At 70.7% G+C, this 16,076-nt stretch carries 15 protein-coding genes; 4 read left to right on the top strand and 11 right to left on the bottom strand.

Going from position 1 to position 16,076, the window contains the following annotated elements; genetic code table 11:
- Positions 1 to 11: 11 nt before the first annotated feature.
- Positions 12 to 1,061: an alpha/beta fold hydrolase gene (locus ACT1U9_RS23915; protein ID WP_444534715.1), complete on the bottom strand. Its 1,050-nt coding sequence runs from the start codon at positions 1,059 to 1,061 to the stop codon at positions 12 to 14.
- A 38-nt stretch (positions 1,062 to 1,099) separates the two neighbouring features.
- Complete coding sequence (locus tag ACT1U9_RS23910) at positions 1,100 to 2,368, bottom strand: esterase/lipase family protein (protein ID WP_444534714.1); 1,269 nt, start codon at positions 2,366 to 2,368, stop codon at positions 1,100 to 1,102.
- A gap of 268 nt (positions 2,369 to 2,636) precedes the next feature.
- Between ACT1U9_RS23910 and ACT1U9_RS23905 the strand changes: the two genes are divergently transcribed.
- Positions 2,637 to 3,026, top strand: a complete 390-nt coding sequence (locus ACT1U9_RS23905; RefSeq protein ID WP_444534713.1) for a hypothetical protein — start codon at positions 2,637 to 2,639, stop codon at positions 3,024 to 3,026.
- A 52-nt stretch (positions 3,027 to 3,078) separates the two neighbouring features.
- On the opposite strand, the gene ACT1U9_RS23900 is transcribed toward ACT1U9_RS23905, so the two are convergent.
- Positions 3,079 to 3,996 (bottom strand): acyltransferase domain-containing protein, encoded by a 918-nt coding sequence (locus tag ACT1U9_RS23900; RefSeq protein ID WP_444534712.1) that lies wholly within the window; start codon positions 3,994 to 3,996, stop codon positions 3,079 to 3,081.
- A gap of 119 nt (positions 3,997 to 4,115) precedes the next feature.
- Here ACT1U9_RS23900 and ACT1U9_RS23895 point away from each other — a divergent pair, with 119 nt between their 5' ends.
- The gene (locus tag ACT1U9_RS23895) at positions 4,116 to 4,376 is read left to right on the top strand and encodes a DUF6343 family protein (protein ID WP_188274233.1); all 261 of its coding nucleotides are present in this window, start codon (positions 4,116 to 4,118) and stop codon (positions 4,374 to 4,376) included.
- Positions 4,377 to 4,423: 47 nt separating this feature from the next.
- Here ACT1U9_RS23895 and ACT1U9_RS23890 read toward each other — a convergent pair whose 3' ends face one another.
- The 5 genes from ACT1U9_RS23890 to rpsA all read right to left on the bottom strand — a co-directional run bounded on the left by ACT1U9_RS23890 (position 4,424) and on the right by rpsA (position 8,718).
- Positions 4,424 to 4,798: a tetratricopeptide repeat protein gene (locus ACT1U9_RS23890; RefSeq protein ID WP_444534711.1), complete on the bottom strand. Its 375-nt coding sequence runs from the start codon at positions 4,796 to 4,798 to the stop codon at positions 4,424 to 4,426.
- Between the two features lie 94 nt (positions 4,799 to 4,892).
- Positions 4,893 to 5,279 (bottom strand): hypothetical protein, encoded by a 387-nt coding sequence (locus tag ACT1U9_RS23885; RefSeq protein WP_444534710.1) that lies wholly within the window; start codon positions 5,277 to 5,279, stop codon positions 4,893 to 4,895.
- A gap of 98 nt (positions 5,280 to 5,377) precedes the next feature.
- A complete protein-coding gene (gene coaE / locus ACT1U9_RS23880) occupies positions 5,378 to 5,980 on the bottom strand; it encodes a dephospho-CoA kinase (RefSeq protein ID WP_444534709.1) in 603 nt (200 codons plus the stop codon).
- Positions 5,981 to 6,016: 36 nt separating this feature from the next.
- A complete protein-coding gene (locus ACT1U9_RS23875; RefSeq protein ID WP_398998950.1) occupies positions 6,017 to 6,898 on the bottom strand; it encodes a PAC2 family protein in 882 nt (293 codons plus the stop codon).
- 311 nt (positions 6,899 to 7,209) lie between these two features.
- The gene (gene rpsA, locus ACT1U9_RS23870; protein WP_101387822.1) at positions 7,210 to 8,718 is read right to left on the bottom strand and encodes a 30S ribosomal protein S1; all 1,509 of its coding nucleotides are present in this window, start codon (positions 8,716 to 8,718) and stop codon (positions 7,210 to 7,212) included.
- A gap of 369 nt (positions 8,719 to 9,087) precedes the next feature.
- On the opposite strand from rpsA, the gene ACT1U9_RS23865 reads away from it, so the two are divergent.
- The gene (locus tag ACT1U9_RS23865; protein WP_444534708.1) at positions 9,088 to 9,906 is read left to right on the top strand and encodes a class I SAM-dependent methyltransferase; all 819 of its coding nucleotides are present in this window, start codon (positions 9,088 to 9,090) and stop codon (positions 9,904 to 9,906) included.
- Between the two features lie 176 nt (positions 9,907 to 10,082).
- Complete coding sequence (locus tag ACT1U9_RS23860) at positions 10,083 to 12,722, top strand: ATP-dependent helicase C-terminal domain-containing protein (protein ID WP_444534707.1); 2,640 nt, start codon at positions 10,083 to 10,085, stop codon at positions 12,720 to 12,722.
- A 72-nt stretch (positions 12,723 to 12,794) separates the two neighbouring features.
- Here ACT1U9_RS23860 and ACT1U9_RS23855 read toward each other — a convergent pair whose 3' ends face one another.
- The 3 genes from ACT1U9_RS23855 to ACT1U9_RS23845 form a co-directional block, all read right to left on the bottom strand.
- A complete protein-coding gene (locus ACT1U9_RS23855) occupies positions 12,795 to 13,784 on the bottom strand; it encodes a DUF3068 domain-containing protein (protein WP_444534706.1) in 990 nt (329 codons plus the stop codon).
- 15 nt (positions 13,785 to 13,799) lie between these two features.
- Positions 13,800 to 13,955 carry an SPW_0924 family protein gene (locus ACT1U9_RS23850; protein ID WP_188274225.1) on the bottom strand — a complete coding sequence of 52 codons (156 nt, stop codon included), beginning with the start codon at positions 13,953 to 13,955 and terminating at the stop codon, positions 13,800 to 13,802.
- A 154-nt stretch (positions 13,956 to 14,109) separates the two neighbouring features.
- Positions 14,110 to 15,804 (bottom strand): lytic transglycosylase, encoded by a 1,695-nt coding sequence (locus ACT1U9_RS23845; RefSeq protein WP_444534705.1) that lies wholly within the window; start codon positions 15,802 to 15,804, stop codon positions 14,110 to 14,112.
- Positions 15,805 to 16,076: the final 272 nt, after the last annotated feature.

Genomic DNA, 16,076 nt, shown 5'->3' with positions numbered 1-16,076 from the left:
CCATCCGCGTCTCAGACTCCTTCGGCCAGCGTCTCCAGCAGGGCCTCGCCGAACTCCTCGGGACGTTCGACGTGCACCGCGTGCCCGGCTCCGGGCACTGTCACCTCTCGTACCCTGCCGCCCACGCGCGCGTAAAGGCCGAGAACATGCCGTGTCTGGCCAACCATCGGCTGCGCCGGGGTGCCGTCCCAGCCGGGCACCGCGCCGATCGCGCCGAGGTGGGCGAGGTCGAAGAGCGACGTGTCGGAGACGATCATGTCGTCCTCGCCGCGCACCCAGGTCACCGGCGGCTTGACCAGGAGCGCGGCGACCGCTGTGTGCAGGTCGTCGACGCGGAAGTGGGTGGGAGCAAGGCAGTTGAGGACCCCGCGCGTGCCGGGTGCGATGCCGGGCCACGCGCGCGAGGGGCGGCTGTCGCCCGGGTAGTGGTCGTCCCCGACGCGCGTGCTGAGCATCGACTCGACGTACTCGTCCTCGCGTTCGGGCCGCAGCGGCGGCTTCACGTAGTACGAGGCGAGGACGGCGCGGGGCGAGAGCGGGGACTCCTCGCCCCGGTCGCCCTCGGCCAGCAGCCGGACGAAGTCGGGGCTGGCGGTACCGCCGCCGGAACCGGCCCCGTCCGGCGAGTTGAGCCGCCCGTCCACACCTTGGGTGCCGCCGAAGCCGTACGGGGACACGGGGTTGACCAGGGTCAGCGAACGGACGGCAGCCGGCTGGTCCCTCATGTGTTGCAGCACCACACCAGCCCCCATGGACCAGCCGACGAGATGTGTTCGCTCCATATGAAGCGCGTCGAGGAGCACCGCCAAGTCGTCGGCGTAGTCGCGCAGTCCACGGGTCGCGTCGACCGGCAGCGGGTCGGTGCCGCCGAAGCCGCGCAGATCGACGGCGATCGGCCGGTAGCGCTCGGGCAGGGCGAGCAGGGCGTCCTGCCAGAAGACGGACGACGAAACGTTTCCGTGCACGAAGACGACCGGTTCGCCCGCATCCCTGGAAGCGTCCTCCAGGATGTGCTGGGTGAGGCGGGCGGTGGGCACCCGGCGTGCGGTGAGCGTGGTCATACGGGCCGTCCTCGGGCTCGGGGAGGGGGTCGGTGCGATCAGGCGAGCCAGGAAGCGACTTGCGCCTCCGACGCGCTGTTCCAGCCCAGTTCGAGGTGGTTGGCACCGGCCACGGTGGCCGTGGCGCCGACCGTGGCGATACCGGTGGTGTCGAGCGCGCTGGAGACGAAGACGACTCCGTCGCTGGGGCCGCGGTTCTCGTTGAAGATGCCGATCACATCCGGCGAGCCGCCCGCCAGCAGGTAGGTCGTGACGGAGGCGGGGGTTCCGGCCCGCTGGAGCGGGCCGACCAGCGAGCCCGCGTCGATGGCCGCCTGGATGCCGTCGCCCGCCGTGTAGAAGCCCTGGCCTCCGTGGTACGTCGTGTACCAGTCCTGCGCCGTCTGGTCGACGCCGTACACGCCGTCCCAGCGGGCCAGCATCTGCCGCTGGCCGGGGTAGTCGTCATAGCCGCCGGAGGGCGTCATGGAGAACTCGGGATGCGCCGTGTACGTCCCGTAGCAGGTCATCCGGGAGTGCGGCGAGGGCGCGTTGATCTTGCCGCCGCACTCCGGCCAGATGGAGAAGTCATGGGCCCAGCCGTGGGCGTACGGATAGTCGAAGCCGCCGTTGGGGCCGCCGAGCGTGATCAGTTTCCGTACGTCACCGGCGTACGCACGACCCCAGGCAGGCTTCAGTGACGAGACGTAGGCGCGCGTGGACATCTCGCCCTTGCTCCAGCCGACCAGGTCCACCTGGGGCACGCCGAGCTTCGCCTTGATGAGCGCGACGGCGTCGCCGACGGCCTGCGCCTGCATCAGGTTGTCGCCCTGCTTGTGGGCGAAGCCGATGGCGAAGACGCGGTGACCCCGGGCCGAGAGGTACTGCATCAGGCCGGTCGAGGGGCACGACAGCGCGCCGCAGCCGTAGCCGCCCGCTTCGCCGGGGTTGGCCCATGCGCGGTCGGCGGTGTCGTTGGCGCCGTGCACCAGGAGGACCGGGGTGGCCTTTGCACCAGTGTTCCAGCCGGGCGCCGAGTAGAGCAGGAAGCGGTCCGAGGTGGGGCGGGCGACGCCACCGAAATAGGTGACGCGAACGCCGTCCTGGTTTCCACGCCCGTCCGGCGGGTAGCCCTCGGCAGCCGTCGCCTGGAAGCCGGGGGTGGTGTCGCGGTAGCGCTCGACCTTCTCCCAGCCGTTGGTGACGGTGCCGGCTCCGTAGGTGCCCTCCAGAGCGAGGTACGACGGCGCAGTGGCGCTCGTGACGGTGTTGCTCGCGGCGGTGGCGCCGCCTCCGCCGGTCACCAGTGCCCCGAGTGCTGCCGTCACGGCCAGCACAGCCCGCCACCCCGCACTGTGTCTGCTTCGCACGTCCGTGCCCCCTCGCCTAGGCTGATCCGACTGCGCGGTAGACGCTAGGCAGGCGGTGCACTCCTGGGGGATATGTGCGCACCACACAAGCGGATACCCCGATGTGGGGGCTCATCATGTGGGTCATGTCGCCCGGCCGGCCGCGCACCGGATGCCCGGTGGGCGTCCAGCGGTAAGAGTTGCGGTACTGACCGCCGCAGCACTGCCGTACAGACGAGGACCGCTCATGTCCGTGCCTGTTCCCCAGCCCGTGTCGTCCCTGTCCGCGTCGGCGCGTTCCGCCGCCACGCGCAGGCGGCTGGGGCTCGCCGCCGGTGCGGCACTGCTCACGCTCGCCGGCGCGGCCTGCTCAAGCCTCGACCGTACGGCGGTCGGCACGTTCTCGTACTCGACGGCGGCGGAACGTATCGTCAAGATCAGCAGCCCGCCCGTCAAGGGCTGCCACCGCATGGCTCCGGCCGGTGCGACGGCCGTGCTCAACAACACGCTGGCCGATGTGCGCGTCTACCGGACGCCGGACTGCAGCGGCGACGAGATGAAGTACATCCCGAGCCGTCTCGCCGACAACATCGCGCCCAACACCCTGCCGTGGCGCAGTTACGCCTTCGTCCACTGACGGGCCGCCAGGACGGCCCTGGCGGGCTCAGGAGTAGGGGCGCGCAGGGCCGTCACAGCTCGAACCAGCCGTGTCCGCAGTACCAGTGCCCGCCCGCGAGCAGATGGCCCGCCACAGCGCGCTCCAGGGGCGTGCGCTGGAGCAGGGTCTCGACCGCCAGGTCCGGATCGCCGAAGACGAAGCCGACCGGTAGCCGGTCGTAGGCCTCCATATCCTGGAACGAGGTCCGGAACCGGCGCTGAAAGCACAGGATGTTGGAGTCCTCCGGCAGGTACTTCTCCAGCTGCGCATCCAGCAGCCAGGAGTCGCAGACAGCGACCCGGTAGGGCTCGTCCGGATAGTGGCGTGCGAAGAACTCCCTGGCCAGCGCGAGCGAGGCATCGCACGCCTGTGACGTCAACGGGCCACGGTAGTCCGGCACATGGATGCTCAGACAGGGATCGCCCTCCCCCAGAGGCAGCCCCGCCGCACTCAGCGCCTCGCCCGTCTGGTTCCGGAGCCGGGCGCGCTGGAACTGCAACCGGCCTAACTGGTAGACCTCGCCGCGGAAGTGCAGCGAAAGCCAGTGCGGCTTGACCAGCCCGGCATTTCCGTACCGCCGCCGGTGCACGGCCATATGGCGCCCGAGGTCGGTGAGGGTGCGGCGGGTGACGTCTGGGGGCACGCCCCGTTCACGGTGGTACGCGCGCGTGAAGGGCAACGCCGCGAGGAGCACCACTACGGGGAGGAGCCGCCCCGCATCACCCAACCCCTCCGGGACAGGGGGTAGTTCACGGGAGCCGACCACGACACCGATGTCGGACACCAGCTCCCGTACGGACCGCTCCACGAACGCCCGCAACTCCGGGTCGTACTCCACCCGCCGCGCCAGCGCGGTCAGTTCGTTGATGTCCTCGTGCGGTACGGCCAGGTCGAGCAGCGTCTCGGGCAGCTCGTCCCCCACCGGCAACAGCGCGTCCACGTCCACCATGCGCGTCACCCTATGCGGCGCCGTGGCGCGAAGAAGCGGGTTGCCGGGCGCCCGCACCACGCATGACGGATGGATCCGGCCACTCGGTGGGTAAAATCCACCTAGAAGAGGCGATGGCCATGCGCACGGGGAGTGAACCCACGACTGCGCGCAGTCCGCTGCGGATGCGGTTCTGGCTGAGCGTATGGGGGCTGATCTGGGCCCTCGCGGGCACGGCGGGCTTCGCCGTGGAGCACCGCCCCGGCTGGATGGCGGCCTGCGCGGTCCTGGCCGCGGTGATCACGACCGACCTCTGCATGATCATCCACCACATCCACCAGGGCCCCCACTACCAGCCCGGCCCGGACATCCCACCGTACGAGCCACCCCGGCGGCGCTAGGGCCGGTCTCCGGCCTGGCGAGCCTCGTCAGGATCGCCGCCACCCGGCTACGCGTCACCCGCCGTGTCGAAGCGGGCCGCCTCCAGGTACTCCGGCTTGGGCTCCAGGGCCGCGGCCAGGCGGAAGTGGCGCAGGGCCTGGTCGGGCCGGGCTGTGCGCTCGTAGGTGCGGGCCAGAGCGAAGTGGGCGAACGCGTTGTCGGGTTCACGCTCCAGGACGAGCTGGAACTCCAGCTCAGCCGAACGCAGTTGGGCCGCGGCGAAAAAGGCACGGGCACGCAGCAGCCGGGCCGCGGTGTTCTCGGGGTGGGCCGCGATGACCGAGTCGAGGAGCTTCACCGCGCCGCGCGGGTCCTTGGCCGCGAGCAGGTGCTCCGCCGTGCGGAAGTCGATGACGTGCGTTTCCGGGGTGCTCTCGGCCACGGTCGAGTCCTTTCCCTTGCTGCGCGTTGACAACGCACTGCCCAGTTGGGTTATTCCATATGCGCACCGCCCGCCATCGAGTCCGCCCGCGCCGCTACAGGGCCGCCGCCGCCAGAACCAGCCCCACGGCCAGTACGGCGGCTCCTGCCGCTATGAACGAACGGTCCAGGCCCGTGCGTTCCCGGCCGAGCAGAATCACTTCGCGCGGGTCGGCGGGGTCGTAGGAGAGCCGGACGCGGCCGCCGGGCGTGAGCGGCTCGCGGCGGGACGGCGGGACCGGGGACGGCAGTTCGAGGACTCGGCCGTCGACCGTCTCGTACTGCAGGAGCGGGCGTCCGGAGCCGGGCGGCGCGGGCTTGACCAGCGCCCAGGCGAGCCCGCCCGCCTCCATGAGGCGCCGGGTCTCCCGCAGCCCGTAGGCACCGGCCAGTAACGCCACCAGGCCGCCGAAGGCCGTGAAACCCGCCAATACGAAGAGCACATCGCGATCGTATTCCTCGCGGGAACGGACCGGGGTGCGGTTTTTGCACGATGCATACGGCAACGGTCATTCGCGGCCATCCGCCGCCCCATCGGGCGCTATTGCTGGGCCGCGCGCTCCACGAGCTCGCCCCACACCTTCCTGACCTGGGGTTCCAGCGCTTCCAGCGGACCGTCGTTGTCGATGACCAGATCCGCCACCGCGAGGCGCCGCTCACGGGTCGCCTGGGCCGCCATACGGGCCTCGGCCTCGGACTTCGTCATGCCGCGCAGCCGGGTCAGCCGGTCGAGCTGGGTGGCGGGGGCGGCGTCGACGACGACCACCAGGTCGTACAGAGGGGCCAGACCGTTCTCCGTCAGCAGCGGGACATCGTGGATCACCACCGAGTCGGCGCCCGCGGCCGCCTCAAGCTCCGCCGAGCGGGCGCCCACCAGGGGGTGGACGATCCCGTTCAGGACCGCCAGCTTCTCGGGGTCGGCGAAGACGATGGCACCCAGCGCCGGGCGGTCCAGAGCGCCTTGTGGCGTCAGGATTCCCGCGCCGAACGCCTCGATCACGGCCGCGAGCCCCGGGGTTCCGGGCGCGACCACCTCGCGCGCGATCTTGTCGGCGTCGATCAGCACGGCTCCGTACGAGACGAGCAACCGTGACACTTCGCTCTTACCGGCACCGATTCCGCCGGTCAGGCCCACCTTCAGCATGAGCGGCAGCCTAGGGGATACCGCTCATGCCGTCGGTCACAGGTCTCCTTCACGCTCCGCGAGGAACCGCTCGAACTCCCGGCCCAGCTCGTCCGCCGACGGCAGATCCGCCGGTTCGGCGACCAGGTTGCCCCGGGTCTCGGCGCCCGCGATCGCGTCGTACTGGTGCTCAAGACCCTGCACCAGGGTGACCAGTTCCTCGTCGCCCTCGCCGATCTGGCGCTCGATCTCGGTCTGGGTGCGCTGCGCCTCGGTCCGCAGACTGTGGGCGACGCTCGGCAGCACCAGGCCCGTCGCCGCCGTGATCGCCTCCAGGGCGGTCAGCGCCGCGTCCGGGTAGGCCGAGCGCGCCACATAGTGCGGCACGTGCGTGGCGACACCCAGGACGTCGTGGCCGGCCTCCATCAGCCGGTACTCGATCAACGACTCGGCGCTGCCGGGTACTTGGGCCTCGTCGAAGGGCGAGCGGTGACCCGGCATCAGATCCGTGCGGTTGCCGTGCGGGGTGATGCCGACCGGGCGGGTGTGCGGAACGCCCATGGGGATGCCGTGGAAGTTGACCGAAAGGCGTACGCCGAGACGCTCGACGATCTGCCGTACGGCGACCGCGAAGCGCTCCCACTCGACGTCCGGCTCCGGGCCCGACATCAGCAGGAACGGCGCGCCCGTGGCGTCCTGGACCAGGCGCACCTCGATCGCGGGCGTCTCGAAGTCCGTCCAGCGGTCCCGCTTGAACGTGAGCAGCGGGCGGCGGGCGCGGTAGTCGACAAGTCTGTCGTGGTCGAAGCGGGCCACCACCTGGTGGGGCAGGGTGTCCAGCAGCTTCCCGACGATCTGCTCGCCGGTCTCACCCGCGTCGATGTATCCGTCGAAGTGGTACAGCATGACCAGGCCTGCCGACTCCTGCGCGAGCGCCATGTCGACGACTGCGAGGCCCTTCGGCTCCCATTCGTACAAACTCTGCGGATCAAGCACGATTACCGCTCCTCCTCGTGTTCGTAGAGAAGAACGCCCCCTGGGGCAACGGCATTCCCGCGCGCGCCCGTTTCACATGCCGTTCTCATGACGGCCGGACGGACTCCGCATCGCGGTATCCCGGGCGTGGCCCAGACCTTGGCGTGCTCACGCGCCGACCTCGTGGAGTACCCGCACCCCACAACGATGTAAGGCCCGCTCCCCATAGGGGAGCGGGCCTTACATTCGGCTATCTACCAGCTGGGGTCAGAGCGTCAGCTCTGGCCGCCCGCCAGCTTCTCGCGCAGGGCAGCCAGGGCCTCGTCCGACGCCAGGGCGCCGGAGTTGTCGTCCGACTCCGAGGAGTACGAACCACCCGAGATGCCGGCACCGGCGTTGCCACCGGCGGCCGGGGCGGCAGCGCCCTCGGCAGCGGCGGCCTCGTCGGCCTCGCGGGACTTGATGACCTGGGCCTGGTGCTGCTCGAAGCGCTGCTGCGCCTCGGCGTACTGGCCCTCCCACGCCTCGCGCTGGGTCTCGTAGCCCTCGAGCCAGTCGTTGGTCTCGGGGTCGAAGCCCTCGGGGTAGATGTAGTTGCCCTGGTCGTCGTAGGACGCGGCCATGCCGTACAGGGTCGGGTCGAACTCGACCGACGCCGGGTCGGCACCGAAGGACTCGTTGGCCTGCTTCAGCGACAGCGAGATCCGGCGACGCTCAAGGTCGATGTCGATGACCTTGACGAAGATCTCGTCGTTGACCTGGACGACCTGCTCCGGGATCTCCACGTGGCGCTCGGCCAGCTCGGAGATGTGGACCAGACCCTCGATGCCCTCGTCGACGCGCACGAACGCACCGAACGGAACGAGCTTCGTGACCTTACCCGGGACGACCTGACCGATCTGGTGCGTACGGGCGAACTGCTGCCACGGGTCCTCCTGCGTCGCCTTCAGCGACAGGGAGACACGCTCGCGGTCCATGTCGACGTCGAGGACCTCGACGGTGACTTCCTGGCCGACCTCGACAACCTCGGACGGGTGGTCGATGTGCTTCCAGGAGAGCTCGGAGACGTGGACGAGACCGTCGACGCCACCCAGGTCCACGAAGGCACCGAAGTTGACGATCGAGGAAACGACGCCGGAGCGGACCTGACCCTTCTGGAGGGTGGTGAGGAACGTCTGGCGAACCTCGGACTGGGTCTGCTCCAGCCAGGCGCGGCGGGACAGGACCACGTTGTTGCGGTTCTTGTCCAGCTCGATGATCTTCGCCTCGAGCTCCTTGCCCACGTAGGGCTGGAGGTCGCGGACGCGGCGCATCTCGACGAGGGAGGCCGGCAGGAAGCCACGGAGGCCGATGTCGAGGATGAGACCACCCTTGACGACCTCGATGACGGTACCGGTGACGATGCCGTCCTCTTCCTTGATCTTCTCGATGGTGCCCCAGGCACGCTCGTACTGAGCGCGCTTCTTCGAGAGGATCAGGCGGCCTTCCTTGTCCTCCTTCTGGAGAACCAGGGCCTCGATCTCGTCGCCGACCTTGACGACCTCGTTCGGGTCGACGTCGTGCTTGATCGAGAGCTCGCGGCTCGGGATGACACCTTCGGTCTTGTAACCGATGTCGAGCAGGACCTCGTCCCGGTCGACCTTCACGATGACGCCGTCGACGATGTCGCCGTCGTTGAAGTACTTGATCGTCTCGTCGATCGCGGCGAGGAAGGCTTCCTCGTTACCGATGTCGTTGACCGCAACCTGCGGGGTGGTGGCGGTGGTCTCGGTGCTGCTCGTCATGTGGGAAAGGGCTCCGGTACGGACATGAAGTCGTAGGTACTGCTACGCCGAAAGCCCGTATCGCCTCTGCAGAAGCCGGACAGCCTAGGAAACGCCCGACCCGGCGAACCGGGGGCGCCTCGAAACCGAGGGGACATACAACAGTGGGAGCGCGCCTGCTACGTCTGAGGTGCGCAGGCTCGCAGCGCAACTTGTAGCATACGGGGGCAGCCGGACAGGGTCAATGCGCGAAGGCGCACACCCGGGGCGGATCCCCGCATTCCCGGCACAACTAAGGTTCTCCGAGGCCACGTAGGCCCAAGCAGGCCCCTGCAGAACGCGATGGACCATCCGCGTTCACGCTCTGCGCAAACTACAACGACGGGCACGATGATCCAAGAGCACGAGGCCGAATACGAGCCCGAGGCGACCCGGCGTGACGCCGGGGACGCGGAGAGCAGCCGCGCGAGCCGTGGCTGGTGGGACCGGAACGCCGACGAGTACCAGACCGATCACGGAGCGTTCCTGGGGGACGACCGGTTCGTCTGGGGCCCGGAGGGGCTGGACGAGGCGGAGGCCGCGCTGCTGGGCCCTGTGGAGTCCCTCAAGGGACTGGACGTCCTGGAGATCGGCGCCGGAGCGGCCCAGTGCGCACGCTGGCTGGCCGCCCAGGGCGCCCGCGCGGTCGCCCTGGACCTCTCGCACCGCCAGCTCCAGCACGCCCTGCGCATCGACGGCGGAGCTGTTCCGCTGATCGAGGCGGACGCGGGGGCGCTGCCCTTCGCCGACGGATCCTTCGACCTCGCCTGCTCCGCCTACGGCGCGGTCCCGTTCGTGGCCGACCCGGTGCGGGTCTTCCGGGAGGTGCGGCGGGTGCTGCGGCCGGGCGGGCGCTGGGTCTTCAGCGTCACCCACCCCATCCGCTGGGCGTTCCCGGACGAGCCGGGCCCGGAGGGCCTGAGCGTGGCTGCCTCCTACTTCGACCGCACGCCGTACGTGGAGCAGGACGAGACGGGCCACGCGGTGTACGTGGAGCACCACCGGACGCTGGGCGACCGGGTCCGCGACGTGGTGGCCGGGGGCTTCCGGCTGCTCGACCTGGTCGAGCCCGAGTGGCCGGCGTGGAACACACAGGAGTGGGGCGGCTGGTCCCCGCTGCGGGGCAATCTGATCCCGGGCACGGCGATCTTCGTGTGCGAGCGGGACTGAAGGTCGGGGCGCGCGGTCGCCCCGACCCGGTTTAGAACGTCACCTCGACCCCGACCCAGTTCAGAGCGCCGTCGCTCCGCCCGGGGTCTGGCCAGGTCGAACCATTAGTCATACAAACCGGCGGGTCTGTGGACAACCGGAAACGGGCCCGGGCCGGGACGTACGAGACTGTGGACGTGATCCGAACCGACGTGATCGAGCGTCTTCCCGTACGCCATGCCGTGCCCGAGTTGCTGAGCGCACTCGACGAGCGCGGCACGGCGGTCCTGTCCGCGCCCCCGGGCACCGGCAAGACCACGCTGGTACCACTGGTGCTGGCCGGGCTGACCGGGATAGGGCCGCGTCGGCGGGTGCTGGTGGCCGAGCCCCGGCGGATGGCCGTACGGGCGGCGGCGCGCCGGATGGCATGGCTGCTCGGCCAGGAGGTCGGGGACGCGGTCGGCTTCTCGGTGCGCGGCGAACGGCGCACCGGCCCCGGCACCCTCGTCGAGGTGGTGACCACCGGTGTCCTGCTCCAGCGACTGCAACGCGATCCCGAACTCGCGGGTGTGGACGTGGTGTTGCTCGACGAATGCCATGAGCGCCATCTCGACGCGGACACCGCGATCGCGTTCCTCGTGGATGTACGGGCCACCCTGCGCCCTGAGCTCCAGCTGATCGCGGCGTCCGCGACCAGTGACGCGGACTCCTGGTCGCAGCTGCTGACCGTGCTGGACGGCACGGGTCCGGCCCCGGTGGTGCGCAGCACGGGCCAGGGCCACGGGTCGGCGTTCTACTACGCCCCACCGCCCGCCGGGATCCGTCCCGCGCACGGCACCTGGGTGGACCCGCAGCTGCTGCGCCATGTGGCGGCAACGGTCCGGCTCGCCCTGGAGGCGCACGACGGGGATGTCCTCTGCTTCCTGCCCGGGACCGGAGAGATCGCCCGGACGGCCGGAATGCTGGACGGGGTGGACGCGGAAGTCCTGCAACTGCACGGAAGAGCTCCGGCAGCGGTCCAGGACGCAGTGCTGCGGGGCGGCGAAGGGCGCCGTCGGGTAGTCCTGGCGACCTCGGTGGCGGAGTCGAGTCTGACCGTGCCCGGGGTCCGGATCGTGGTCGACTCAGGGCTGGCGCGCGAGCCGCGCGTCGACCACGCCCGGGGGCTCGGCTCGCTGGCGACCGTGTCGGTATCGGACGCGGGGGCGACCCAGCGCCTGGGCCGGGCCGGCCGCGAGGCGTTCGGCACCGTGTACCGCTGCTGGGCCCCGGCCGACGACGTGCGGCGGCCGCGCTTCCCGTCCCCGGAGATCAAGATCGCGGACCTGACGTCCTTCGCGCTCCGGGCCGCGTGCTGGGGCGATCCGACCGCGCAGGGCCTGGCCCTGCTCGACACTCCGCCCGCCGGGGCGATGGCGGCGGCCCGTTCCGTACTGACCGCGATCGGCGCGGTGGACGAGGCCGGCCGGGCCACCGACCGGGGCGTGCGGATGGCACGGCTCGGGGTGCACCCCCGACTGGCCAGGGCGCTCCTCGACGGTGCCGCCGAGGTGGGCGCCCGGCGTGCCGCCGAGGTGGTGGCCCTGCTGAGCGAGGAACCGCCGAGGGAGTACGGGGACGACCTGGCGGCGGCGTGGCGCACGGCCCGCCGGGGCGGGGACGGATACGCGGCGCGCTGGCGTCAGGAGGTGCGGCGGCTGACGTCGGCGCTTTCCGGGCCGACGGGTGGTACGGCATCGGATGCGGGTGGGCCCGGTTCGGATGCCGGTGCTCCCGGCGCAGATGGCACTGGTCCGGGGTCGAGTGCGAGGCGTCCCGGCTCGGGTGCCAGTGGTCCCGGATCGCATGCCAGCGGTCCCGGGTCCGATGACGCCGTGGCCGGGCTCATCACCGCGCTCGCGTTTCCTGAGCGGGTTGCGCGGGCCCGGGGTGAGGGTGCCTATCTGATGGTGTCCGGCACTCGTGCCGAGCTGCCCCCGGGTTCGGGGCTGCGGAGCGCGGGGTGGCTGGCCGTGGCCGTCGCGGACCGGCCGGTGCGGGCCGCGTCGGCGCGGGTGCGGCTCGCCGCGGTGGTCGACGAGGACATCGCACGTCTGGCGGCTGGGCCGCTGCGGACCGAGGGCGAGGAGGTGCACTGGGAGGACGGTGACGTGGTCGCCCGGCAGGTGGAGCGGCTGGGCGCGGTGGAGCTGGCGATACGGCCGTTGAAGGAGCCCGATCCCGCTCTGGTGCGGCAGGCGCTGCTGGACGGGCTCGAAGCGGAGGGCGTCGGGCTGCTGCGCTGGTCGCGGGAGGCCGAGGGCCTGCGGGAGCGGCTGGCGTTCCTGCACCGGACCCTGGGCGAGCCGTGGCCGGACGTCTCGGACGCCGCGCTGCTCGCGCGGGCCGGGGAGTGGCTGGAGCCCGAGCTGTCTCGGGCCCGGCGCAGGACGGATCTGGGGCGGCTGGACGCCGGGCAGGCGCTGGCGCGGCTGCTGCCGTGGGCGAGCGGGGAGGCGGCGCGGCTCGACGAGCTGGCGCCGGAACGCATAGAGGTGCCCAGTGGGTCGCGGATCAGGGTGGAGTACGGCGGTGCTCAGCCCGTGCTCGCGGTGAAGCTCCAGGAGATGTTCGGGTTTGAGGGGACGCCGGAGGTCTCCGGGGTGCCGGTGCTCATACATCTGCTCTCCCCGGCGGGCCGACCGGCCGCCGTCACCGCCGACCTGGCGAACTTCTGGCGGGAGGGGTACCGCGCGGTCCGGGCCGAGCTGCGCGGGCGCTACCCCAAGCACCCCTGGCCGGAGGACCCTTCGAAGGCCGAGCCGACCCGGCACACCAACGCCCGCCTCAAACGGTGACCGCTCCAGTCGCCGACCGCACTGGTATCTGACGCTCGGGTCGCTGTCCGTCCCGGTCGCCGGACGTCCCGGTCATACGCCGACCGGGGTCGGCTCCGTGTCGCTCGCCGGGGCCGGGGCGGCCGGGCGGCGGCTGCGGGCCTCCAGCCAGAGGGAGAGGGCGAGCAGTGCCGTACCGAGTCCGAGGAAACCCCAGGGGAGGTAGGAGGTGAGCAGCAGGACCAGGGTGCGGTTTTTCTTGATCAGAGCAACGGTGTGGTCGACGTAGTCCTCGCGCATCTTCACATGCCCGGAGAACACGGTGATCTTGTCCTTGCCGAACAGGGCCGTGGCGTTGTGGAGTTCCTCCTGGTGGATCTCCTCGCCGTTGACCGGGCCGCCGGTCACCGGGTCGACCCAGAACATCCGCTTGGTGCTGTACCACCGGGTCATGCCGGTCTGCTTGGCCACGTCGGGGGTGACACCGAGGGGCATGGCCCTGGGGAAGGGGACCTGGGTCCAGGGGATGGTCTGCTCGAAGTAGTAGACCTTGAGGCCGTGGAACGTGGTGGTGCCCTTGTAGTGGATGGGGGCGGTGGTGCGGGTCTGGGCGTCGAAGTACTCGTAGTCCCGTTTCTCGGTCAGGAACGGCCACTTGAACTCGATGCCGTCGCGCCTGACCGGGTCGCCGTCGACCATCTCGCCGGTGGCGTGGACCGGGGCCTGACTGTGGGCGTCGAAGATGTAGCGCTCGGGGATCTTGGAGACGAACTGACCCTTGTCGTCCACGACATAGGACAGGGCGTCCCAGACGACGACGTCCTTGCCGGCGGTCTTCTCGATCTTCCGGGACTCCGCGACGTTGCCCTTGAGGGTCTGCACGATGGTCACCTTGGGCACCGTGACGGAGGTGAAGTGCTGGTAGTCGATGAGGGTGGCGTTCTTCGCCTCAAGCACCGTCTCCTGGTACTGGCTCGGCGGGATCTTGGCGAGCCGGGGGAAGGCGTACCAGCGCAGCAGCGGGGAGAGCGCCGCGAAGAAGACGGCGAGGGCGAGCAGGATCAGGCTGGCTTTGCGTCGCATGCGGCCGGCTCTCCTCTACTTCCCGGGCGTGATCGCCCCGGGTGCGCTGGGGACGGTGGTGAGCAGCGGGTTGGGCGAGGTGGTGCCCTCGGGCCCGCCGATCGCCGAGACGGTCAGGACGATGGCGAGGGCGGCGGCGAGCCCGATGGCCGCGGCGATGAGGGCGCGCATGCTCGGCCTCCCGGAGAACTGATGGGTCGTCAGGATTGGGGCACGGTAGCAACGCGGAGGTGAGATGAGAACACGCAGGACCGCCCCCGCTGCCGGGCGGGGCAGCGGGGGCGGTCCTGGAAGAGACGCGGCGGGTTCCGCGTGGTGAGGGCAGTCAGGCCACCGTGAGCTTGACGTCGAGGGTGGCGCCGCCCGGGGTGGTGAGCCGGAGCACGAAGGTCCCGGTCTGACCGTCCGCGTAGATCTTGGGGAGCTTCAGCACGCCGTTGGCGTCGGTCTTCAGGTCCTTGAGGGTCCGGATCGGGTTGCCCTTGTCGTCCTTGAAGTAGGGGCCCTTGTCGTTGACCTTGGGGTCGGCGGCTGTGGCGCCGGGGGCGGTGGGCTCCGGGGTCACGATCATCGCGGCGGCCACCGCGATGCCGGGGACGACGGCTCCCTTGTACGTGGCCTTGACCTCCACGTAGTTGGCGAACTCGGTGCCAGGGGCGGCCTTCAGGTCCTTGGTGTCGGTGCGCGCCAGGGCGTCCGCCTGGCGGGCGTTGACGGTCGCGGTCCACTTGATCTCGGGCAGCGAGGTGCCGACCACGGTGGCCCGGACTGTGAAGGTACCGGCCTGCTCGCCCGCTTGCAGGGCGGGGGCGGTGGCCCGGCCGTCGCTGCCGGTGGTGACGGTGACCTGTGTGGCGCCGCCCGCGAACTTGGCGTCGGTGGCGCCGATGACCTGGAACCGGACGACCGTCTTGGCCATCGGCAGGCCGAACTGGTCCTTGACGCGGACCTTGGCCTGTCCGGCGAACTGCGAGCCTGCGGTGGCGGACAGCGGCGCGGTGCCCGCGTCCTCGAACGTGCTCGCCTGCTTCGACGGCAGCGGCTTGGGCGTGCCGGGGTCGCTCGGAGTGGGCTTCGAGGGCTCCGTGGGCGTCGGCTTCGGGCCGGGCTTCGACGGGGTGGGCTTCGGCGTCGGATTCGGCTTCGGCGTCGCCGACGGGGTCGGGCCGGTGCCGGAGGGGCGGCGGCTCGGGGTGTCGCTGCGGCTGCCCGGCAGGGTGCCCGTGCCGTTCGGGATCTCGTGCGTGCCGCGCTTGTAGTAGTCGAACCACGAAAGGACGGTGCTCAGGTATTCCTGCGAGTGGTTGTAGCTGAGCACCGCCTGGTCCAGGTCGCTCTGGAGCGCGAGGTCGCGGGTGCTGCCGCAGAGGTAGTAACCGGCCGCGAGGGAGGCGTCGTAGATGTTGTTGGGGTCCTTGACCCCGTCGCCGTTGCCGTCGCGGCCTGCGGTCGCCCACGTGGAGGGGATGAACTGCATGGGGCCGACCGCGCGGTCATGGACCTTGTCGCCGTCGTAGAGGCCGCCGTCGGTGTCGGGGATGTTCTCGAAACCGACGCCGTTGAGGACCGGGCCGAGGATCGGGGTGAGCGTGGTGCCGTTGGCGTCGACGCGGCCGCCGTTCGCCTGGCCCGACTCGACCTTGCCGATGGCCGCGAGTATCTGCCAGGGAAGGTGGCAGGACGCCTTGTCGCGGGCGAGCGCCGCCTCGGCCTTCTTGTAGGCGTCGAGGACGGTCGCGGGTATGCCCTGCGAGTCGGCGCCGGTGATGGGCGAGGTGGTGGTCGGGGCGCCCGGCGGGTTCGGGGAGACGAGGGGCGGAAGGTCCGTGTAGTACGGCGAGTTACCGCTGGCCGGGGCGTTGGGCTGGGGCGTCGGGGTGCCCGACGCCGCCTGGTCGCCCGCGGGTCCGTTGGTGAGGACGCCCGGTCCCTGGGAGGCGGAGAGCGCTGCCACCGCCGCCGCGGCCACCGCGGTCGTGGTCGCTCCCCTGCGCAGTCGTCGGCCAATCTGCGGTGCCATAACTTCGAGCCCCTCCCCGTGGTCAGCAGTTCGCGCTCCCCAGCGCTAGGACTCAGGAGACCCTACGGCACCCACGGGGTGTCGCGACACTGCCTCCTGAGCCTTATTCACCTTTTCACCGCTTCGTCACCCTGGGGTTGCCCAGGTATGGCGCAATCGGTGCCCCGCCGTACCGTCGGGGCTGCCCGGCCTGACAGGCCACATGACGCACCCACATGACAGGTCGACATGACACATGAATCTGCCCGCCGGGTGCGGCACCCGGCGGGCAG

The organism is Streptomyces sp. BR1 (genome assembly GCF_052373795.1).
Taxonomy (GTDB): domain Bacteria; phylum Actinomycetota; class Actinomycetes; order Streptomycetales; family Streptomycetaceae; genus Streptomyces.
The sequence above is the reverse complement of the archived record's forward strand: the minus strand, read 5'-3'. Positions and strand labels throughout refer to the sequence as shown.